Source organism: Pseudomonas sp. NPDC089996 (genome assembly GCF_044748405.1).
Taxonomy (GTDB): Bacteria; Pseudomonadota; Gammaproteobacteria; order Pseudomonadales; family Pseudomonadaceae; genus Aquipseudomonas.
Genome location: NZ_JBIVGA010000011.1, coordinates 83,546 through 101,914 on the forward strand (window position 1 = coordinate 83,546; position 18,369 = coordinate 101,914).

The 18,369-nt window shown below is 64.0% G+C and carries 21 protein-coding genes; 14 read left to right on the plus strand and 7 right to left on the minus strand.

The window, feature by feature from the left end; genetic code table 11:
- Window positions 1-17: 17 nt before the first annotated feature.
- Window positions 18-1,013 carry an NAD-dependent epimerase/dehydratase family protein gene (locus ACIPW4_RS19515; RefSeq protein ID WP_400660687.1) on the plus strand — a complete coding sequence of 332 codons (996 nt, stop codon included), beginning with the start codon at window positions 18-20 and terminating at the stop codon, window positions 1,011-1,013.
- A gap of 87 nt (window positions 1,014-1,100) precedes the next feature.
- Window positions 1,101-1,922, plus strand: coding sequence for an ATPase (locus tag ACIPW4_RS19520; protein ID WP_400660689.1), 822 nt, complete (start codon window positions 1,101-1,103; stop codon window positions 1,920-1,922).
- Window positions 1,923-2,049: 127 nt separating this feature from the next.
- On the opposite strand, the gene ACIPW4_RS19525 is transcribed toward ACIPW4_RS19520, so the two are convergent.
- Both ACIPW4_RS19525 and ACIPW4_RS19530 read right to left on the minus strand, forming a co-directional pair.
- Window positions 2,050-3,099 carry an alkene reductase gene (locus ACIPW4_RS19525; protein ID WP_400660690.1) on the minus strand — a complete coding sequence of 350 codons (1,050 nt, stop codon included), beginning with the start codon at window positions 3,097-3,099 and terminating at the stop codon, window positions 2,050-2,052.
- A 17-nt stretch (window positions 3,100-3,116) separates the two neighbouring features.
- Window positions 3,117-3,419 (minus strand): helix-turn-helix transcriptional regulator, encoded by a 303-nt coding sequence (locus ACIPW4_RS19530; protein WP_060508508.1) that lies wholly within the window; start codon window positions 3,417-3,419, stop codon window positions 3,117-3,119.
- Between the two features lie 151 nt (window positions 3,420-3,570).
- Between ACIPW4_RS19530 and ACIPW4_RS19535 the strand changes: the two genes are divergently transcribed.
- Complete coding sequence (locus ACIPW4_RS19535) at window positions 3,571-4,155, plus strand: ACP phosphodiesterase (protein ID WP_400660692.1); 585 nt, start codon at window positions 3,571-3,573, stop codon at window positions 4,153-4,155.
- Window positions 4,156-4,277: 122 nt separating this feature from the next.
- On the opposite strand, the gene ACIPW4_RS19540 is transcribed toward ACIPW4_RS19535, so the two are convergent.
- Both ACIPW4_RS19540 and olsB read right to left on the minus strand, forming a co-directional pair.
- Window positions 4,278-5,066: a lysophospholipid acyltransferase family protein gene (locus ACIPW4_RS19540; protein ID WP_400660694.1), complete on the minus strand. Its 789-nt coding sequence runs from the start codon at window positions 5,064-5,066 to the stop codon at window positions 4,278-4,280.
- A complete protein-coding gene (gene olsB, locus ACIPW4_RS19545; RefSeq protein ID WP_400660695.1) occupies window positions 5,066-5,821 on the minus strand; it encodes an L-ornithine N(alpha)-acyltransferase in 756 nt (251 codons plus the stop codon). Before olsB ends, ACIPW4_RS19540 begins: the two co-directional genes overlap by 1 nt.
- A gap of 144 nt (window positions 5,822-5,965) precedes the next feature.
- On the opposite strand from olsB, the gene ACIPW4_RS19550 reads away from it, so the two are divergent.
- The 6 genes from ACIPW4_RS19550 (at window position 5,966) to ACIPW4_RS19575 (ending at window position 10,793) form a co-directional block, all read left to right on the plus strand.
- Window positions 5,966-6,853, plus strand: a complete 888-nt coding sequence (locus ACIPW4_RS19550) for an acyl-CoA dehydrogenase (RefSeq protein ID WP_400660696.1) — start codon at window positions 5,966-5,968, stop codon at window positions 6,851-6,853.
- 152 nt (window positions 6,854-7,005) lie between these two features.
- Entirely contained in the window at window positions 7,006-8,085 is a 1,080-nt protein-coding gene (locus ACIPW4_RS19555) for a serine hydrolase domain-containing protein (protein WP_400660698.1), read from the plus strand.
- Window positions 8,082-8,378 (plus strand): amidase, encoded by a 297-nt coding sequence (locus ACIPW4_RS19560; RefSeq protein WP_400660699.1) that lies wholly within the window; start codon window positions 8,082-8,084, stop codon window positions 8,376-8,378. Before ACIPW4_RS19555 ends, ACIPW4_RS19560 begins: the two co-directional genes overlap by 4 nt.
- 44 nt (window positions 8,379-8,422) lie before the next feature.
- Entirely contained in the window at window positions 8,423-9,004 is a 582-nt protein-coding gene (locus ACIPW4_RS19565; RefSeq protein ID WP_400660700.1) for a YceI family protein, read from the plus strand.
- A gap of 1 nt (window position 9,005) precedes the next feature.
- Entirely contained in the window at window positions 9,006-10,163 is a 1,158-nt protein-coding gene (locus ACIPW4_RS19570; RefSeq protein WP_400660702.1) for a phosphatidylserine/phosphatidylglycerophosphate/cardiolipin synthase family protein, read from the plus strand.
- A gap of 51 nt (window positions 10,164-10,214) precedes the next feature.
- Window positions 10,215-10,793, plus strand: coding sequence for a DJ-1/PfpI family protein (locus tag ACIPW4_RS19575; protein WP_400660703.1), 579 nt, complete (start codon window positions 10,215-10,217; stop codon window positions 10,791-10,793).
- Between the two features lie 140 nt (window positions 10,794-10,933).
- On the opposite strand, the gene ACIPW4_RS19580 is transcribed toward ACIPW4_RS19575, so the two are convergent.
- Window positions 10,934-11,332: a nuclear transport factor 2 family protein gene (locus ACIPW4_RS19580; RefSeq protein WP_400660705.1), complete on the minus strand. Its 399-nt coding sequence runs from the start codon at window positions 11,330-11,332 to the stop codon at window positions 10,934-10,936.
- A gap of 115 nt (window positions 11,333-11,447) precedes the next feature.
- Here ACIPW4_RS19580 and ACIPW4_RS19585 point away from each other — a divergent pair, with 115 nt between their 5' ends.
- Window positions 11,448-12,038: a GNAT family N-acetyltransferase gene (locus ACIPW4_RS19585; RefSeq protein WP_400660707.1), complete on the plus strand. Its 591-nt coding sequence runs from the start codon at window positions 11,448-11,450 to the stop codon at window positions 12,036-12,038.
- Window positions 12,035-12,907: a carbon-nitrogen hydrolase family protein gene (locus tag ACIPW4_RS19590; RefSeq protein WP_400660709.1), complete on the plus strand. Its 873-nt coding sequence runs from the start codon at window positions 12,035-12,037 to the stop codon at window positions 12,905-12,907. Before ACIPW4_RS19585 ends, ACIPW4_RS19590 begins: the two co-directional genes overlap by 4 nt.
- A 120-nt stretch (window positions 12,908-13,027) precedes the next feature.
- Here the strand turns inward: ACIPW4_RS19590 and ACIPW4_RS19595 are convergent, their stop codons facing one another.
- The gene (locus ACIPW4_RS19595) at window positions 13,028-14,551 is read right to left on the minus strand and encodes a fumarate hydratase (protein ID WP_400660710.1); all 1,524 of its coding nucleotides are present in this window, start codon (window positions 14,549-14,551) and stop codon (window positions 13,028-13,030) included.
- A 250-nt stretch (window positions 14,552-14,801) separates the two neighbouring features.
- Between ACIPW4_RS19595 and ACIPW4_RS19600 the strand changes: the two genes are divergently transcribed.
- On the plus strand, window positions 14,802-15,722 hold the full coding sequence (locus ACIPW4_RS19600; RefSeq protein ID WP_400660711.1) for an iron-sulfur-binding ferredoxin reductase: 921 nt from the start codon (window positions 14,802-14,804) through the stop codon (window positions 15,720-15,722).
- Window positions 15,723-15,859: 137 nt separating this feature from the next.
- On the opposite strand, the gene pyk is transcribed toward ACIPW4_RS19600, so the two are convergent.
- The gene (gene pyk / locus ACIPW4_RS19605) at window positions 15,860-17,314 is read right to left on the minus strand and encodes a pyruvate kinase (protein WP_400660713.1); all 1,455 of its coding nucleotides are present in this window, start codon (window positions 17,312-17,314) and stop codon (window positions 15,860-15,862) included.
- A 180-nt stretch (window positions 17,315-17,494) separates the two neighbouring features.
- Between pyk and ACIPW4_RS19610 the strand changes: the two genes are divergently transcribed.
- Window positions 17,495-17,881, plus strand: coding sequence for a tol-pal system YbgF family protein (locus ACIPW4_RS19610; RefSeq protein ID WP_085675131.1), 387 nt, complete (start codon window positions 17,495-17,497; stop codon window positions 17,879-17,881).
- A 124-nt stretch (window positions 17,882-18,005) separates the two neighbouring features.
- Window positions 18,006-18,365, plus strand: a complete 360-nt coding sequence (locus tag ACIPW4_RS19615) for a PilZ domain-containing protein (protein ID WP_400660715.1) — start codon at window positions 18,006-18,008, stop codon at window positions 18,363-18,365.
- The last annotated feature ends 4 nt before the right edge of the window (window positions 18,366-18,369 follow it).

The window sequence follows — 18,369 nt, forward strand, 5'->3', positions numbered from 1 at the left end:
TCTAGGCGGAGTCATACATGCAAATTCTGGTCACCGGCGCGAGCGGCTTCATTGGCGGGCGCTTTGCGCGCTTTGCGCTGGAGCAGGGCCTGGCGGTACGGGTCAGCGGCCGGCGTGCCGAAGGCGTGGAGCACCTGGTCAGGCGAGGCGCACAGTTCATCCCTGGCGACTTGGGCGACCCGGAGCTGGCCCGCCGCCTGTGCCAAGGGGTCGAGGCCGTGGTGCATTGTGCCGGTGCCGTGGGCAACTGGGGGCGCTACCAGGACTTTCACCAGGGCAACGTGGTGGTCACGGAGAACGTCGTCGAAGGCTGCCTGAAGGAGCATGTGCGACGCCTGGTGCACCTGTCGTCGCCGTCGATCTATTTCAACGGCCGCTCACGCCTGGATATACGGGAAGACCAGGTGCCGCGCCGCTTTCACGACCCCTATGCGCAAACCAAGCATATTGCAGAACAGAAAGTGTTCGGCGCCCAGGAGTTCGGCCTGGAAGTGCTGGCGCTGCGACCACGCTTCGTCACCGGGGCTGGCGATGCGAGCATCTTCCCGCGGTTGATGCAGATGCAGCGCAAAGGCCGTGTGGCGATCATCGGCAACGGCCTGAACAAGGTCGACTTCACCAGCGTGCACAACCTCAACGAGGCGCTGCTCAGTGCATTGTTCGCCGAAGACCGCGCCCTGGGCCAGGCCTACAACATCAGCAACGGCCAGCCGCTGCCGCTGTGGGACGTGGTCAACTACGTCATGCGCCAGATGCAGCTGCCGCAGGTCACCCGCTATCGCTCCTATGGCCTGGCCTACAGCATGGCGGCCTTGAACGAGGCCGCCTGCCTGCTCTGGCCCGGGCGCCCGCAGCCAACCTTGTCGCGCTTGGGCATGCAGGTGATGAGCCGTGATTTCACCCTGGACATCAGCCGTGCACGCCAATACCTGGATTACCAGCCCAAGGTCAGCCTGTGGACCGCGCTGGATGAATTCTGTGCCTGGTGGAAGCATCAGCCGCTAGGGCAGTGAACCAGAACTGCAGATGATGGTCATCAGTGCGCCGCCTGAGCGGTTTATACTCATGTCTCTTTGCTACCAGTGCGATTGAAACCACCTATGCGTAACGATCCCCACGACGATTTTGATGATGTGCCTACCTTGCGGGCCGGTACTCGCGATGACGACGAACTGCTGCCCGCGCATGTAGCGCGCAACCGCAAGAAGGCCGCCAGGCCGGCAAGCACCGGGCCGCTGTGGGCATTGCTGGGTGCGTCGTTCATCGCCTTGGCGGGGCTGGGTTGGTGGAGCTTCCAGCAGATTTCGCTGATGGAGCAGCAACTGGTGGCCACCCAGGAAAGCTTTGCGCGTATCAGCGAGGAAGCCGCCGGGCGTTTGCAGGCGATCAGCGGCAAGGTCGATGCCAGCGAGACATCGAGTACCACGGGCAGTGAAGCGCTGAAGCTGCAGATCCGTCAGCTGCAGTCCAGCCTGGCCGAGCAGGGCAAGCAGCAGCAAGGGGTGGCGGGGCAGGCCGGTGACCTGGGCAAGCGCCTGGAGCAGGTGCTGGCCGATACCCGTGAGCAGCAGAAAGCGGTGACCGAACTGCAGACCCAGCTGCAGGCACAGTTGAAGGCCGTGAACACTGAGCTGGCGGCGTTGAAGTCGGGGCAAGTGGATGGCGGCAAGCTCGATGGCCAGTTCAAGAGCCTGAACGAAGAGGTGGCCGCACTGAAGCAGCAGGGCAACCAGAAAGCTGCCATCGACAGCCTGGAGCAGGATGTGCTGGTGCTCAAGACCCAGATGGAAAATCGCTCGTCGTCGCCTGGTGGCGCGACGGTGCAGGAGTTCGATGCCTTCCGTGGGCAGACCACGCGCAGTCTCAACACCCTGCAGAGTCAGGTCCAGAACCTGCAACAGCAGATCAATGCCCGGCGTTGAGATCACCTGAACCTTCTTCGCGGGCTCGCCCGCTCCCACAGGTACATCGCCAAGCTTGAGGCCTGTGCAGTTCATGTGGGAGCGGGCAAGCCCGCGAATGGGCCGCAAGGCGACCCCGAGGTTTCAATCAGAGGCGCGGATAGTCGATGTACCCCACCGGCCCCTTGCCATAGAAAGTCTCTGGATGCGCCTGGTTCAACGGCGCATCGGCCGCCAGCCGCGCTGGCAGATCAGGGTTGGCGATAAACGGCACACCAAACGCCACCGCATCGGCCTTGCCCGCCGCCAATGCAGCATTGGCACTGGCCTTGTCGAAGCGCTCGTTGACGATGTACGGCCCGCCAAAGGCCGCTTTGATCAGCGGGCCAATGCTGTCGTCGGCTTCCTTCTCCCGCGAGCAGATGAAGGCGATGCCGCGCTTGCCCAGTTCCCGCGCCACATAGGTGAAGGTTTCGGCGCGGTCGGCGTCGCCCATGTCATGGGAGTCGGCTCGCGGTGCCAGGTGCACGCCCACACGTCCCGCGCCCCACACTTCGATGGCCGCGTCGGTCACTTCCAACAGCAGCCGCGCGCGGTTTTCCAGCGAGCCACCGTAGCGGTCAGTGCGTTGATTGGTGCTGCTCTGCAGGAACTGATCGAGCAGGTAGCCGTTGGCACCGTGAATTTCCACACCATCGAAGCCCGCCGCCTTGGCATTCTCGGCGCCGCTGCGGTAGGCCTCGACGATGTCGGCGATTTCTTCGGTTTCCAACGCCCGTGGGGTGGGGTACTCGGTGATCGGGCGTACCAAGCTGACATGGCCCTTGGGCTGGATCGCACTGGGCGCCACCGGCAGCTCACCGTTCAGGTAGCTGGGGTGCGAGACGCGGCCGACGTGCCACAGCTGCAGGAAAATACGTCCACCAGCGCCATGCACGGCCTTGGTGACATTGTTCCAGCCGCGAACCTGCTGATCGTTCCAGATACCGGGGGTGTCGGGGTAGCCGACGCCCATCGCGGTGACCGATGTCGCTTCGCTGAGAATCAGGCCGGCGCTGGCGCGCTGCACGTAGTATTCGGCCATCAGTGCATTGGGCACGCGGCCTTCATCGGCGCGGCAACGGGTCAGTGGCGCCATGATGATGCGGTTGGGCAGCTGCACATCGCCCAGTTGGATCGGATCGAAAAGCGTGGTCATAACGGTTACCTGCCTTGTCAAAGCGCTTGGCGCAGTTGTTCGAGGAACGCCTCGATGGTGGCTTCGTTGCGTTTGAAGAAGTGCCACTGGCCAACCTTCTGGCTGCTGATCAGACCGGCCCGCTGCAACGTGGCCAGGTGGGCGGATACGGTCGACTGCGAGAGCCCGCAGCGCTGGTCGATCTGCCCGGCACAGACTCCGTTTTCGGTGCTGTGATACTGGTCGGGAAACTGCATTGCCGGGTCTTTCAGCCAGCTGAGGATTTCTCGCCTGACCGGGTGGGCCAGTGCTTTTATGATTTCGTCGAGATCGAGTGGCATGGTTGAGGCTCGTGCTGTAGCGGTATATCGCGATAGGACGAAACGTACATCGGTATTTCGCGATATACAAATATGAAGAGGTTCTGAGCTGAGCACGAATCGCTATATCGCGTTATGACGATATACGAGATGGCGGTGCTAGACTGCCTCCATGAACTACCTCGCACACCTGCACCTGGGCGGCCCGGCGCCGCAACAACTGCTCGGCAGCCTGTATGGCGACTTCGTCAAAGGCTCGCTGGAGGGGCGCTTCCCGCCTGCGCTGGAGGCGGCGATCCGGCTGCATCGGCATATCGACAGTTACACCGACCGGCACCCCTTGGTACTGGCGGCGCTGGCGCGTTTTCCGCGGGAGCGGCGGCGCTTTGCCGGCATCGTTGTGGATGTGTTTTTCGACCATTGCCTGGCGCGGCACTGGGGGGATTACGCCGAACAGCCGCTGGCGCAGTTCACCGGGGATTTTTATCGGGTGTTGCTGGCCGAGCCCGAGCTGCCGGGGCGGCTGGCGCGGATTGCGCCGTTCATGGCGGCGGATGACTGGCTGGGGGCGTATGGCGATTTTGCCACGCTGGAGCAGGTGTTCAATGGCATTGCCCGGCGTTTGTCGCGGCCCGAGGGGATAGCCGGGGTGATGGATGAGCTGGAGCGGTTGTATGAACCGTTGCTGGCGGATTTCAGAGCGTTCTATCCACAGCTGCAGGCGTTTGCCGCAGCAGGAAGGCTTTCTGACAGCTGAGTCTTGTACTGGCCTCTTCGCGGGCAAGCCCGCTCCCACAGGTACATCACAGTTTTCGAACCTGTGGTCATCCTGTGGGAGCGGGCTTGCCCGCGAAGAGGCCAGTACAGGCACTGCATGAATCAGGCAGCGCGTGCCTGGCGGCGAGGCGCCGCTACAACTTCCTCGACTCCGAACAACGCCATGTGAATCGCCTGTTGCGCCTGAAACGCCAGCGCCGCACGTTCCTTCCCGGTACTGCCAATCGGCTTCAACAGGTGAATGCACACCTCCCCCCGAGGTTCGGCAAACAAGCGCATCAGGTGCGATACCAGGTCATCGTCGCCAATGAAGGGCGCAATCGGGTCCACTTCGCCATTGCGCAGGTACTGAATGGCCACCGGCTGCACTGCCACACCCTGGTCGATCGCACCAGCCAGCAGGCGGCCGTGGAAGGTGCGCAGCTGGCGACCGTCGGTGGTGGTGCCTTCGGGGAAGATCAGCAGCGGCCGGGCCTGGCCCAGCTGGTTGCTTATCTGTTCGCGCAGGCGCTGGCCATCACCCCCACCGCGGCGGATGAACAGCGTGCCGGCCTTCTCCGCCAGCCACCCAGCCACCGGCCAGTGGCGGACTTCGGCCTTGGACAGGAACGACAGCGGCAGCAGCATGCCGAGCAGGGGGATGTCGGTCCAGGAAACGTGGTTGCTGACCCACAGCATTGGCCGCTGTGGCAACTCACCGATCACCCGCACCTCGAAGGGCAGGGCGCCGACCAGGCGCTCCATGAACCAGCAGGACCAGCGCTGGCGAAGTTCGACGGACGCCTTGATCCCCAGGCGCTCGCCCACGGCGATGACACCGGCCATGAGCATGCCGAGCGACAGCACCAGCAGCAGCCGCGAGAGGCGGGCGAGCACCCGCAGGCCAGGCATCAGACCGCAGCCTTGAAGTGGCGGGCGTAGCGCGGGCACAGGTCGTCACGCTTGAGCAGAATGAAAACGTCGGCCACCTGAAAGTCCTCGTCCCAGCACGGCTCGCCGCAGATTTTCGCGCCCAGGCGCATGTAGGCCTTGAGCAGCGGCGGCATTTCAGCGATGACGTTGTTCGGCAGGGCCAGGTTTGGCAACGGGTTCTTCGGCTCGGCGCGCAGGTGCTCGGTGCACAGGTAGCGCTCGCGCAGGCGCTGCATGACCGCGTGGGCCTGCACGCCACCATCCTGCATGGGGATGCTGGCGCAGCCCATCAGGTAGCTGTAGCGGCCCTCGTTGAGCACTTCGGCCAGCTCCCCCCAGAGCACGGCGATGGTGCCGCCGTTGCGGTAGTCGGGGGCGACGCAGGTGCGGCCCAGTTCGAGAATCGGGCCCTGCAGTTGCAGCAGGCCGTGCAGGCTGAATTCTTCTTCGCTGTAGAAGCGCCCCAGGCTGCTGGCGGCCTGGTGGTCGAGCAGGCGGGTGGTGGCTACCAGCTCGCCGGTGCTCAGGTCGCGCACACCGATGTGGCGGCAATGTACGTCATAGTCATCCATGTCCAGGCCCCGTTCGGCGCCTTTGAGCTTGGCCTTGAATTCTGCGCTGAACACCTTGTAGCGCAGGGCCTGGGCTTCCTGCAGGGCCGCGGCGCCGACCAGGCGTTCGGCTTGCAGACGGCGTTCGGTGCTGTTGTCGCCAGAGTGAGCGATCCGAGTCATTACGAGTCTCCATAAGCCAGCCATGAAGGGTTGCGGCCGGTCGGCTTTGTTGTGCAAAGTCAGCCTAGGTAGACGCGGTGTCACCCCTGTGAATCTTTGGTGATGCTTGCATGACACTAGAACAGCCCAATGAAGGAGCGCTCGATGGCCTGGTTGCAACGACTCAACGACCCTCTCCGCCAGCCTTTGGCCGGTACCTTGGGCGAGACCTATGCCGCGCAGCTCGAGCGCCTCGGCACGGTTGCCCCGTTCGAACTGGCGGTGCTCGGCGGGCGTGCCATGGCCACGCCTGGCCTGGCTTTTCTCATCGGTTACCAGGCAGCCCTGCGCGTGCTCTGGCCCAGCGCGCCTGCCAGCCTTGGCGCGCTGTGCGCCACCGAGCGGCGTAGTGTGCGGCCGGCAGACATGCATACCCGGCTGGTGGGTTTGCGCCTGAACGGCAACAAGGATTTCGTCACTGCCGGGCTCGATGCGGAATGGTTGTTGGTGGCCGCGCGCAACGAAGCGCTAGGTGAGCCGCCACGGCTGAGCCTGGCGGTGGTTTATCCGGGGGAGGCCGGGGTAACGCTGGAGCCATTGCCGACCTTGCCGCTGATGCCGGAAGTGGGGCATGGCCGACTGCACTTGCAGGACGTGGCCTGTGAACTGCTGGCTGGCGATGGCTGGGACGCATACGTCAAGCCGTTCCGCTCGCTGGAAGATTTGTACGTGCTGGCAGCCTTGACCGCCTGGTTGTATGGAGTAGGCCAGGAGTGCGACTGGCCGCAAGAACTGCGCCTGCGTCTGCTGGGGCTGCTGGCGGGGTGTGCCGAAGGCAGCCGGCAGTGCGCCGACAGCGTCGGCTGTCACCTGTTGCTGGGGGGACTGTTCTCGCAATTTCAGGAGCTGCGCGGGGCGATCGACAAGGCGCTGCTGGCCGGGCCGGAGCAGTGGGCACAGCTGTGGCAGCGGGATCAGGGGGTGCTGGCATTGGCCACCGCGGCGCGCGAAAAGCGCCTGGCCAAGGCTTGGTTGGCAGCAGGGTTGTCATGAAAGCCTGAGACGCTGTGTGATCTTTTAGATCCTGGGGCCGCTTTGCGGCCCTTTCGCGACACAAGGCCGCTCCCACAAGGGAACGCGATCTCCTGCAGGAGCGGCCTCGCGTCGCGAAAGGGCTGCAGAGCAGCCCCCAGCAGGCGATGAAGATGAAAGCATTTGCACTGCTTCTTGCTTTGACCATGGGCCCCACCTGGGCCGAAACCTGGCCCGAACCTGACTGGCCAATCGACAATGCCGCCTTCGACTGGCAGTCCGTCGACAGCTACGCGTTCCCCGAACGCAATGCCGGCGAGCGCAGCGGCATCCGCACCGACGCCCTGTTGATCATCCGCGACGGTCGCATCCTTCACGAACGCTACATCGCCCCCACCACCGCCGATACCGCCCACCTGACCTGGTCGGTCAGCAAGAGCGTGCTGGCCACCGTACTGGGCGTCGCCCAGGGAGAAGGCCGCTTCCAGCTGCAGGACCCCGCCGCGCGCTACTACCCGCCCATGCAGGCGCACCCCGACGTGCGCCTGGCCGATCTGCTGCACTGGGCCAGCGGCCTGGACTGGCAGGAAGACTACGAATACGCACCGTTGAAGTCTTCAGTCGTGGCGATGCTCTACACCCGCGGGCGCAACGACATGGCGGCGTACACTGCTGCCCGCAACACTGCCGAAAAACCCGGCCAGCGTTTTCTCTATTCCAGTGGCGACAGCAATGTGCTGGCTGGCGCGTTGCGTGGCATGCTCGACGCCGGTAGTTATGCCGACTATCCCTGGCAGGCGCTGTTCACCCCACTAAGCATCGAAAGCGCGGTCTGGGAACGTGACGGCGCGGGCAACTTTGTCGGCTCTTCCTACCTCTATCTCAGTGCCCGGGACCTGGCGCGCATTGGCTTGCTGATGCAGCGCGATGGCCGCTGGCAAGGTCGCCAGCTGTTGCCGGCCAGCTGGGTTGCCTTCAACCGAACCCTCTTTGACCAGGCCGCCGCGATGCCTGGTGAAGCCAACCCAGGCGGCCACTGGTGGCTCAATCGGCCAATGCCGGGAAGCCCCACACCCTGGCCCGACGCCCCGACAGATACCTACGCCGCGCTCGGCCACTGGGGTCAGGCGCTGTATATCGTGCCGTCGCAGAAACTGCTGATCGTGCGCTATGCCGATGACCGCGGCGCCAGCTACAGCCACAACGAACTGCTCAAACGGGTGCTGGCAGCGCTGGCCGGGGAGGGCGCATGAAGCGCGTGCTGTTGCTGTTGATCGTCGTCCTGCTTGGCTGGACCTGGCTGGAGCGCCAGGCGCTGGCGGACTTCCCGGGCATCCTTTCGGCCTATTCAGCCAAGGAGTACTGCTCGTGCCGCTTTGTCATGGGCTTCGATGAGGCCTACTGCCGAGGGTATGTGAAGCAATGGTTGCCCCTGAGCCGGTTGCAGGAAAATGCCCCACAACGCCTGGTCACCGCCGAGGGCCTTGGCCAGCGCAATCAGGCTGTATGGCAGGGCGCGCAGGCAGGCTGCCGCTTGCTGCCATGAACACACGCGGGTAAGGTTGGCGGTCAAGTTTCACGAGACCTGTCATGTTCAAGCTGCCCCGTCTTCTGCCTGCCCTGCTGCTGGCTCTGTGCCTGCCTGCCCACGCCAACTGGCACCTGGATGGCGAGTCTTCACGCCTGTCATTCGTCACCGGCAAGAACGGTGATACCGCCGAGGTGCATCGCTTTCTGGTGTTGCACGGCAGTGTCGACCGCAAAGGCACGGCCGCGCTGCGCATCGAGATGGACTCGGTGAGCAGCGGCATCCCGCTGCGTGACGAGCAGATGCGCGACAACCTGTTCGAGGTGCAGCGTTTTGCCGAGGCAAGCGTGAAGGCGCAGATCGACCTGCGGCCGATCAATGACCTGGCCGATGGCGCGCAGATCGAATTGCGCCTGCCACTCACCGTCACCCTGCACGGTCAATCGCACAGCTACAACGCCTTGTTGCTGGCGACCCGCCTGGATGCCCGGCGCTTCCAGGTGGTGACCCTCGAACCGCTGATTCTGCGGGCGCAGGACTTCGGCCTGCTGCCTGGCCTGGAGACCCTGCGCAAATTCGCCAAGCTCGAGTCCATCAACCCGACAGTACCGGTCAACGCGGTGCTGATCTTCAACGCACGCTGACATGCCGGGGCCGGTCTTCCCCTGGCGGGATGGCAATGAATTCGAACTGCTGATCGACGGCCCCGAATTCTTTCCGCGGATGCTCCAGGCAATCCTGCGCGCCGAGTTCCAGGTCGACCTCGAGTTGTACCTGGTCGAGGCCGGTGCCTGTGCCGAGGCGGTAGTGGAGGCGCTGGAGCGGGCGGCACGTCGTGGTGTGCGGGTGCGTTGCCTGTTCGATGACTATGGTTCGCTGGCGTTCACTGCGGCGTTGCGCCAGCGTCTGCTGGAAGCCGGGGTCTACCTGCGCTGGTACAACCGCCTGCGCTGGAAGCGCGGTTTTCGCAATCTGTATCGCGACCATCGCAAAATGTTGCTGGTGGATGAGCGTTGGGCGGTGGTGGGGGGCACGGGCGTTACCGACGAGTTCTGGACGCCGGGTGAGGCAACCAGCGAGTGGCACGAAGTGATGGTGCAGATGCAAGGGCCGGTGGTGACCGACTGGCAGTTGCTGTTCGATCGCCAGTGGCACGCCAACAACCGTCGCACGGCCTGGCGCCCGGCCGAGGGCTTCGGTCTGCCGCGCTTGCCCAAGGTACCGGTGCAAGGCCAGGGCATGGGCCGGGTGGCCTATGCCGACGCCCGCCAACACCAGGACATCCTGCATTCGCTGGTCCGTGCGATCAACAGTGGCCAGCAGCGGGTGTGGCTGGCCACGCCGTACTTCCTGCCGACCTGGAGCGTGCGCCGGTCGTTGCGCCGTGCTGTCGGCAAAGGCGTCGACGTGCGGTTACTGCTGACCGGTCCACGCACCGACCACCCGTCGGTGCGTTATGCCGGGCACCGCTATTACCCTCGCTTGCTGCGTGCCGGGGTGCGTATCTACGAGTACCAGCCGTGTTTCCTGCACCTGAAGATGGTGCTGATCGACGATTGGGTCAGTATCGGTTCGTGCAACTTCGATCACTGGAACCTGCGCTTCAATCTGGAGGCCAACATCGAGGCGCTCGACCCGCCGTTGACGGCCGCCGTACAGGCCAGCTTCGAGCGTGACTTTGCCTTGAGCGAGGTGGTCGACCTTGACCACTGGCATGCCCGGCCGCTGTGGCGTCGGGTGAAGCAGCGCATCTGGGGCTGGCTGGACCGGTTGGTGGTCAACGTGCTCGACCGACGCAACTGAGAGCGGCTATCGTGCAGTGACTGTCCCTTGGCGATCGAAGGAGTGGGTGCGATGACGGCAAAGAAGATTCTCATGCTGGTTGGTGACTACGTCGAGGATTACGAGGCCATGGTGCCGTTCCAGGCGTTGACCATGGTCGGGCACACGGTGCATGCGGTGTGCCCGGAGAAGGTCGCGGGGCAGACTGTGCGCACGGCCATTCATGATTTCGAAGGCGAGCAGACCTACAGCGAAAAGCCAGGGCACAATTTTGCCCTCAACTACGATTTCGTGCGGGCGCGGGCCGAGGGGTACGATGCGTTGCTGATCCCAGGTGGCCGCGCGCCGGAGTACCTGCGCCTGGATGAGAAGGTGCTGGAGCTCGTGCGCGCGTTCGACCAGGCCGGCAAGCCGATCGCGGCGGTGTGCCATGGCGCGCAGCTGCTGGCGGCGGCAGGCGTGCTGGAAGGGCGCGAATGCAGTGCGTATCCGGCCTGCGCGCCGGAAGTGCGCCTGGCCGGTGGCACGTTCATCGATATCGCGGTGGACCAGGCGCATGTCGATGGCAATCTGGTGACCGCGCCCGCCTGGCCGGCGCACCCGGCGTGGCTGGCGGCCTTCCTCAAAGTGCTGGGCACCCGTATCGCCTGATTGCCCTGGCCTTGTAGGAGCGGCCTTGTGTCGCGAAAGGGCTGCGAAGCAGCCCCGGCGATATCAGCGGCGGAGCTCACATCTTGGGGCCGCTGCGCGCCCCTTTCGCGACACAAGGCCGCTCCTACAAGGCGCAGCGCTTAGGCAACCTGCTCGACCCAGTCATTGAGGTTGTAGTAGTTGGTGACCCGGGCAATCTTGCCGCAGTGGATGTAGAAGAAGGCCCCCGCCGGCAGCACATAAGTCTGCCCGTTGGCCGCCGGCAACCCTTCGTCGTCGGCTAGGTATTCCCCATGCACGGTGAACTCCGCCGCCGCCCGGCTGCCGTCGGCGTTCTGCATCACCACGATGTCGGCCAGGCGCTCGCGGTAGCAGCGGTTCATCTTGACCATGAACGCGGCGAATTTCGCCTTGCCCATCTGCCGCTCGCCCTGGTTGATGTCGTGGATCACGTCTTCGCTAAGCAGTGCCAGAAAGGCTGGCATGTCGCCAGCATTGAAGGCGGCATAGTAAGCATTTACCAGTTCGGTAGCGGTCATGGAACAATACCTGTCGTGTAGGGAAAAGGCGGTGTGCTGCATCGGATGATAGGGTTTCCCCTCAAGCCCGGCTTAGCCGAGCGCGTCATCCACATCGACAAAACGACCGCCACGCATGGAAATACGCCTGTTGCACGGCGCCGCTATCGCGCCTTACATCGATGACCTCGCTCGCCTGCGCCTGACCGTGTTTCGCGAGTTTCCCTATCTCTACGACGGCACCCCGGAGTACGAGGCCGACTACCTGGCCAGCTACACCCGCTCCGGGCGCAGCCTGGTGGTGCTGGCCCTGGACGACGGCCAGGTGGTGGGTGCTTCGACCGGCTTGCCGCTGGTGGATGTAGCCCCCGAGTTCCAGCAGCCATTCCTGGCCCAGGGGCGCGACCCGGCCAGCATCTACTACTTCGGTGAGTCGCTGGTACTGCCGGCGTACCGTGGCCGCGGGCTGGGCGTGCGCTTCTTCATCGAGCGCGAGTCCTATGCGCACAAACTGGCCGAATTCGACTTCTGCGCGTTCTGCGCCGTGGAGCGCCCGGGTGTGCATCCGCGCCGGCCTGCGGACTACAAGCCGATGCACGGATTCTGGCGCAATCGTGGCTTCCTGCATGAGCCATCCTTGCGCACCCGCTATGCCTGGCGAGACCTCGACGAGCCGGAAAGTTCGGAAAAGATCATGTCGTTCTGGACCAAGGAACTGCCGATTTGATTCGCCTCGCGGCCTGCCAGTACGCCATCGAGCTGCATGAAACCTGGGAAGCCTACGCCGACCACTTGCAGGCGTCGTGCGCCGACGCCGTGGAGGCGGGTGCCCAGCTGCTGTTGCTGCCCGAATACGCCGGGCTGGTGCTCAGTGGCCAGCTGCCGGCTGAACAGCGGGGTGACCTCAAGGGATCGATCGCTGGCATCCAGCCGCTGATCGAGCCCTGGTTGGCATTGTGCGAAGGGCTTGCCCGGCGCTGGGGCATCTACCTGCAGCCGGGCAGCCTGCCGGTGCTCGACCTCGACGGGCAGTACCGCAACCGTGCCTGGCTGTTCGGCCCCACGGGCATGCTTGGTTATCAGGACAAGTTGATGATGACCCGCTTCGAGCGTGAGCACTGGGGCATCGCTGCAGGTGACGGGCTGCAGGTATTCGATACCGATCTTGGTCGTCTGGGCATCCTGATCTGCTACGACAACGAATTCCCGATGCTAGCGCGGCGCCTGGCCGAAGGTGGCGCCGACCTGATCCTGGCGCCGAGCTGCACCGACACCGAGGCGGGCTACCATCGGGTGCGGATCGGTGCGCAGGCACGGGCCCTGGAAAACCAGATTGCCGTGCTGCAGAGCCCGACGGTGGGAACGGCGCCCTGGTCGCCGGCGCTGGATGAGAACATCGGCCGGGCTGGGCTGTTCGTTCCGCCAGATCGCGGGATGCCGGGGGACGGGGTGGTCGCGCTGAGTGAGGCGTTGAGCCCGGTGAGCAGCCAATGGCTGGTGTGCGATGTAGATCTGGAGCAAGTAAGACGGGTGAGGCGGGAAGGGCAGGTGTTTACCCGCAGGGATTGGCCGGAGCAGTTCGAGAAACTTCTGTGAGAGCGGCGGCGCCTGCTTCGCGGGCAAGCCCGCTCCCACAGGTAAAGCACAGCCCTCAAGCTTGTGCTGTACCTGTGGGAGCGGGCTTGCCCGCGAAGCAGGCGCCGCGTTACATCAGGTTCACTTCACTTCGACTGCCAGGCTCTCGGCAATCTTGCTCTGCCACAGCGCAGGGCCAGTGATGTGCACCGACTCACCGTTGCTGTCGACAGCGACAGTCACTGGCATGTCCTTGACCTCGAACTCGTAGATCGCTTCCATGCCCAGCTCGGCGAAGGCCAGGACCTTCGACTTGCGGATGGCCTGGGCCACCAGGTAGGCAGCGCCACCTACGGCCATCAGGTACACAGCCTTGTTGTCCTTGATCGCTTCGATCGCGGTCGGGCCACGCTCGGACTTGCCGATCATGCCCAGCAGGCCGGTCTGTTCGAGGATCTGGCGGGTGAACTTGTCCATGCGCGTGGCAGTGGTCGGGCCGGCTGGGCCAACCACTTCGTCACCGACCGGGTCGACCGGGCCGACGTAATAGATGAAGCGGCCTTTGAGGTCGACCGGCAGCTCTTCGCCACGGTTGAGCATTTCGACCATGCGCTTGTGCGCAGCGTCGCGGCCGGTGAGCATCTTGCCGTTGAGCAGGATGGTCTCGCCCGGCTTCCAGCTGGCGACTTCTTCCGGGGTGATGTCGTCGAGGTTGACGCGACGGGCGCTCGGGCCGGCTTCCCAGACAATTTCCGGGTAGGCGTCCAGCGATGGCGCTTCCAGCTCGGCCGGGCCGTTGCCGTCGAGCACGAAGTGCGCGTGACGGGTGGCGGCGCAGTTCGGGATCATGCATACCGGCAAGGAAGCGGCGTGGGTCGGGTAGTCCATGATCTTGACGTCGAGCACGGTGGTCAGGCCACCCAGGCCCTGGGCGCCGATACCCAGCTGGTTGACCTTGTCGAACAGCTCCAGGCGGATCTCTTCGAGGCGGTTCTGCGGGCCACGGGCTTTCAGCTCGTGGATGTCGATGGACTCCATCAACACTTCCTTGGCCATTACCGCGGCTTTTTCGGCGGTACCGCCGATGCCGATGCCGAGCATGCCAGGCGGGCACCAGCCAGCGCCCATGGTCGGAACGGTCTTGAGCACCCAGTCGACGATCGAGTCGGACGGGTTGAGCATGGCCATCTTCGACTTGTTCTCCGAACCGCCGCCTTTGGCTGCAACGTCGACTTCGACCTTGTCGCCAGGGACGATGGAGTAGTGGATGACGGCCGGGGTGTTGTCCTTGGTGTTCTTGCGGGCACCAGCCGGGTCGGCCAGGATCGAGGCGCGCAGGACGTTTTCAGGCAGGTTGTAGGCGCGACGCACACCTTCGTTGATCATGTCGTCGACGCTCAGGGTGGCGCCGTCCCAGCGCACGTCCATGCCCACGCGGATGAACACGGTGACGATACCGGTGTCCTGGCAGATCGGGCGGTGGCCGGTGGCGCACATGCGCGAGTTGATCAGGATCTGGGCGATCGAGTCGCGTGCGGCGGGCGATTCTTCACGCAGGTAGGCCTCGTGCATCGCCTGGATGAAATCGACGGGGTGGTAGTACGAGATGAATTGCAGGGCGTCGGCGACGCTCTGAATCAGGTCGTCTTGCTTGATCACGGTCATGCAGCGCGCTCCTCTTAAAGACGGGAACATTCAAAAAGACGCTCGACGGTGCCGACCAGCGTGTCGAAACGCCTTGCAAGGCGCGCCGGCAGGCTGGCCGACGCAAAAGGGCGCGGCAGTATAGCGCGCCTCACCGCGCGAAACACCTGCGCGTGGTCTGGACCATGGTCGGCTGGTGGCAGGCATCCTTTTTGCTGCCAGTGCGCGGTTGGCATACAGTGACCCGGTGATCGATGGAGACAGACTTACCATGCCTGAGCTTTGCGTGGGCGCACGCCGCTGGACGGTGCCGCACGGCAGCAATTTGCTTGATGCCCTCAACGAGGCAGGGCTGAATGTGCCCTACAGTTGCCGTGCCGGCAGTTGCCACGCGTGCCTGGTGCATTGCCTGGAAGGGCAGCCGGTGGATGCCTTGCCCGAGGCCCTGGCGCTGGACAAGCACGCACTGGGCTGGCGCCTGGCCTGCCAGTGCCGGGTGGTCGAGGATCTGCACGTGGCGGTGTTCGACCCGCAGCGCGACGGCGTGCCGGCGCGGGTTTGCGCGGTGGACTGGTTTGGCGATGTGCTGCGTTTACGTGTTCGTCCAGAGCGAGGGCTGCGTTACCAGGCCGGTCAGCACATCGTGCTGTGGCTGGGCGCGGTCGCCAGGCCTTATTCGCTGGCCAGCCTGCCGGGGGAGGATGATTGCCTCGAATTCCATATCGATTGCCAGCGCCCAGGTGCCTTCTGTGACAAGGCGCGAGGGCTGCAGGTGGAGGATGAGTTGCGCCTGGGCGAGCTGCGCGGCGGGGCTTTGCACTATGACCCGGACTGGCAGGCACGGCCGCTCTGGTTATTGGCGGCGGGCACAGGATTGGCACCGTTGTGGGGCATCTTGCGAGAAGCGTTGCGCCAGGAGCATCGAGGGGAGATTCGGGTGGTGCATGTGGCGCGAGACAGCGCTGGGCACTATCTGGCTGAGCCGCTGACGCAACTGCCGGGCGTGAAGGTCGAGCTGGTGCTGGCGGAGCAGATGGATGAAGCGTTGGCGGGGTTGCGGCCGTCGTCGCGGCAAACGGTGGCGTTGCTTTGCGGGGCGCCGGGGAGTGTCGAGCGGTTTGCCCGGCGGTTGTTCATTGCCGGGGTGCCGCGGGGGCAGGTGTTTGCTGATGTGTTCGTTGAACATGCTTGAGTGAGCTGGGAGGGCTTTGCCCTCCTATCGCGACACAAGGCCGCTCCTACAGGTAAATGCAATCGCCTGTAGGAGCGGCCTTGCCGGGGCGCCGGACCGGTCGGAAAGGGCCGCAAAGCGGCCCCATTTGGAGCAGATCAGCCGACCAGCGGATCACCGACGTGCAGGATCTTCATGCCGTTGGTGCCACCGATGGTGTGGTAGCTGTCACCCTTGGTCAGGATCACCCAGTCACCTTGCTCCACCAGGCCGCGCTTGAGCAGCTCGTCGACGGCTGCCTGGCTGACCTTGTCGGCCGGCAGCGAAGCCGGGTCGAAGGCGATCGGGTAGACGCCGCGGAACATGTTGGCCCGGGCCTGGGTGGCGCGGTGCGGCGACAGTGCGAAGATCGGCACGTGCGAACGCAGACGCGACATGATCAGCGGGGTGTAGCCGCTTTCGGTCAGGGCGATGATCGCCTTCACGCCCGGGAAGTGGTTGGCGGTGTAGATGGCCGCCAGGGCGATGCTTTCGTCGCAACGCTCGAAGGTGGTGTGCAGGCGGTGGCTGGACTTCTGGCTGGTCGGGTGCTTTTCGGCACCGGAGCAGATACGGGCCATGGCCTGTACGGCCTCGATCGGGTACGAGCCGGCGGCGCTTTCGGCCGACAGCATCACCGCATCGGTGTTGTCGAGCACGGCGTTGGCGACGTCGGACACTTCGGCGCGGGTCGGCATCGGGTTCTGGATCATCGACTCCATCATCTGGGTCGCGACGATCACCGCCTTGTTGTTGCGGCGTGCGTGCTGGATGATCTTCTTCTGGATGGCGATCAGCTCGGCATCGCCGATTTCCACGCCCAGGTCGCCACGGGCAACCATCACAGCGTCGGAGGCGAGGATCAGCTTGTCCAGGGTCTCATCGTCGGCAACGGCCTCGGCACGCTCGATCTTGGCAACCAGCCAGGCGCTGCCGCCGGACTCGTCACGCAGCTTGCGCGCGTATTCCATGTCGCTGGCGTCACGCGGGAAGGAGACGGCCAGGTAGTCCAGGTCCATTTCCGCGGCCAGCTTGATGTCGGCCTTGTCTTTTTCGGTCAGGGCCGGTGCGGTCAGGCCACCACCTTTGCGGTTGATGCCTTTGTGGTCCGACAGCGGGCCACCGATGATCACCACGCAGTGCAGGGCATCTGCAGTGGCAGTCTCGACGCGCATGACCACGCGGCCGTCGTCGAGCAGCAGTTCGTCACCGACGCCGCAGTCCTTCACCAGGTCGGGATAATCGATACCGACGATATCCTGGTTGCCTTCGGTCAGTGGGTGGGCGGTGGAAAAGGTGAACGTGTCACCGACCTTCAGTTCGATGCGCTTGTTGGCGAACTTGGCGATGCGGATCTTCGGACCCTGCAGGTCGCCCAGCAGTGCGACATGGCGGCCGTTCTTGGCGGCGATGTCTCGGATCAGGCGGGCGCGCGCCTTGTGCTCGTCCGGAGTGCCGTGGGAGAAGTTCAGGCGTGCCACGTCCAGGCCGGCGAGGATCAGCTGTTCGATCACTTCCGGCGAGTTGCTGGCGGGGCCAAGGGTGGCGACGATTTTGGTACGGCGGATGCTCATGCACAGACTCCTATAGTGAAGCGCAGCGAAAGGCTACTCCTCAATTGCGCTGTAGTCATTGTTCCGTTGCACTACCTGCGACCAATGCAGGGTGGCATTTGAACGGGCGGAGTATCCTTGCAAAAGGCTGTGAAGATTTGCCGTCAATGGCCGATACATTGGCATCAAAGGAGATACCCCATGCGCGCCCTGATCGTAATTGCCCTGGCGGCCAGCACCGTAGGCTGCACCCGCTGGTCCATGGACCACCACCTGAACAATGCCTACCGCGCCTATGACCGTGGCGATTGTTCGAAGGTCATGCTGGAGTTGTCGCAGGTCGACCGCACCAGCCGTGCGCGGCCGTTCATCCACCCGGAAGTGTCGCTGTTGCGTGGTCAGTGCCTGGAGCGCGACATGCTGTATGTGGATGCCGCGCAGACCTACGAGTACCTGATCCAGCAGTATCCGGGCAATGAATACGCGTACCGGGCCAAGGCACGGCTGGAGACCCTGCAGAAGCTTGGGCACTATCGGGGGGCGGAAGCGGCGGTGGCCAACCCGGTGAATACACCCACTTGGCGTTAACACCAAGGTGTCGTTAATTTCACGGGATTTGCCCGGTGCGCTGCGCTAATCTGTAATCCAGTTGTTACAACAACCGCCAGTACCTTGCATTTCTGGCTCCAGGTACGGGATTACACTCGCGATCATGTTCAACCAGCGCCATATCGAACGTCATCAACTGCCTTGTGTGCTCAAGGTCTACAACCGATTTACCGATCAGCCGATCGGTCAGCTAGGCAATGCTTCCGAAGACGGGATGATGCTGATCAGCTCGCTGCCTGTGCTGGTCGGGCCTGACTTCGAACTGCAATTGCGCCTGCCACTGGCCGGTGGCGGGTTTCAGTTCATCAACCTGACTGCCAGTTGCCTGTGGTGCCGCGAAGACCAGACCCCAGGCCACTACGATTCCGGCTTCATGCTGCTGCAGGCGCCGCGCGAGTACTACGAATTCGTCCGCTCGCTGCGCGACTATTTCAGTTTCCGCCCTGCCAACGCTTCCGCCTGAGCCT

What these genes read in the sequence shown, in the direction of transcription:
- ACIPW4_RS19515 (WP_400660687.1), top strand. Translation starts at nt 18, where the DNA reads ATGCAAATTCTGGTCACCGGCGCGAGCGGCTTCATTGGCGGGCGCTTT.
- ACIPW4_RS19520 (WP_400660689.1), top strand. Translation starts at nt 1,101, where the DNA reads ATGCGTAACGATCCCCACGACGATTTTGATGATGTGCCTACCTTGCGG.
- ACIPW4_RS19525 (WP_400660690.1), bottom strand. Translation starts at nt 3,099, where the DNA reads ATGACCACGCTTTTCGATCCGATCCAACTGGGCGATGTGCAGCTGCCC.
- ACIPW4_RS19530 (WP_060508508.1), bottom strand. Translation starts at nt 3,419, where the DNA reads ATGCCACTCGATCTCGACGAAATCATAAAAGCACTGGCCCACCCGGTC.
- ACIPW4_RS19535 (WP_400660692.1), top strand. Translation starts at nt 3,571, where the DNA reads ATGAACTACCTCGCACACCTGCACCTGGGCGGCCCGGCGCCGCAACAA.
- ACIPW4_RS19540 (WP_400660694.1), bottom strand. Translation starts at nt 5,066, where the DNA reads ATGCCTGGCCTGCGGGTGCTCGCCCGCCTCTCGCGGCTGCTGCTGGTG.
- olsB (WP_400660695.1), bottom strand. Translation starts at nt 5,821, where the DNA reads ATGACTCGGATCGCTCACTCTGGCGACAACAGCACCGAACGCCGTCTG.
- ACIPW4_RS19550 (WP_400660696.1), top strand. Translation starts at nt 5,966, where the DNA reads ATGGCCTGGTTGCAACGACTCAACGACCCTCTCCGCCAGCCTTTGGCC.
- ACIPW4_RS19555 (WP_400660698.1), top strand. Translation starts at nt 7,006, where the DNA reads ATGAAAGCATTTGCACTGCTTCTTGCTTTGACCATGGGCCCCACCTGG.
- ACIPW4_RS19560 (WP_400660699.1), top strand. Translation starts at nt 8,082, where the DNA reads ATGAAGCGCGTGCTGTTGCTGTTGATCGTCGTCCTGCTTGGCTGGACC.
- ACIPW4_RS19565 (WP_400660700.1), top strand. Translation starts at nt 8,423, where the DNA reads ATGTTCAAGCTGCCCCGTCTTCTGCCTGCCCTGCTGCTGGCTCTGTGC.
- ACIPW4_RS19570 (WP_400660702.1), top strand. Translation starts at nt 9,006, where the DNA reads ATGCCGGGGCCGGTCTTCCCCTGGCGGGATGGCAATGAATTCGAACTG.
- ACIPW4_RS19575 (WP_400660703.1), top strand. Translation starts at nt 10,215, where the DNA reads ATGACGGCAAAGAAGATTCTCATGCTGGTTGGTGACTACGTCGAGGAT.
- ACIPW4_RS19580 (WP_400660705.1), bottom strand. Translation starts at nt 11,332, where the DNA reads ATGACCGCTACCGAACTGGTAAATGCTTACTATGCCGCCTTCAATGCT.
- ACIPW4_RS19585 (WP_400660707.1), top strand. Translation starts at nt 11,448, where the DNA reads ATGGAAATACGCCTGTTGCACGGCGCCGCTATCGCGCCTTACATCGAT.
- ACIPW4_RS19595 (WP_400660710.1), bottom strand. Translation starts at nt 14,551, where the DNA reads ATGACCGTGATCAAGCAAGACGACCTGATTCAGAGCGTCGCCGACGCC.
- ACIPW4_RS19600 (WP_400660711.1), top strand. Translation starts at nt 14,802, where the DNA reads ATGCCTGAGCTTTGCGTGGGCGCACGCCGCTGGACGGTGCCGCACGGC.
- pyk (WP_400660713.1), bottom strand. Translation starts at nt 17,314, where the DNA reads ATGAGCATCCGCCGTACCAAAATCGTCGCCACCCTTGGCCCCGCCAGC.
- ACIPW4_RS19610 (WP_085675131.1), top strand. Translation starts at nt 17,495, where the DNA reads ATGCGCGCCCTGATCGTAATTGCCCTGGCGGCCAGCACCGTAGGCTGC.
- ACIPW4_RS19615 (WP_400660715.1), top strand. Translation starts at nt 18,006, where the DNA reads ATGTTCAACCAGCGCCATATCGAACGTCATCAACTGCCTTGTGTGCTC.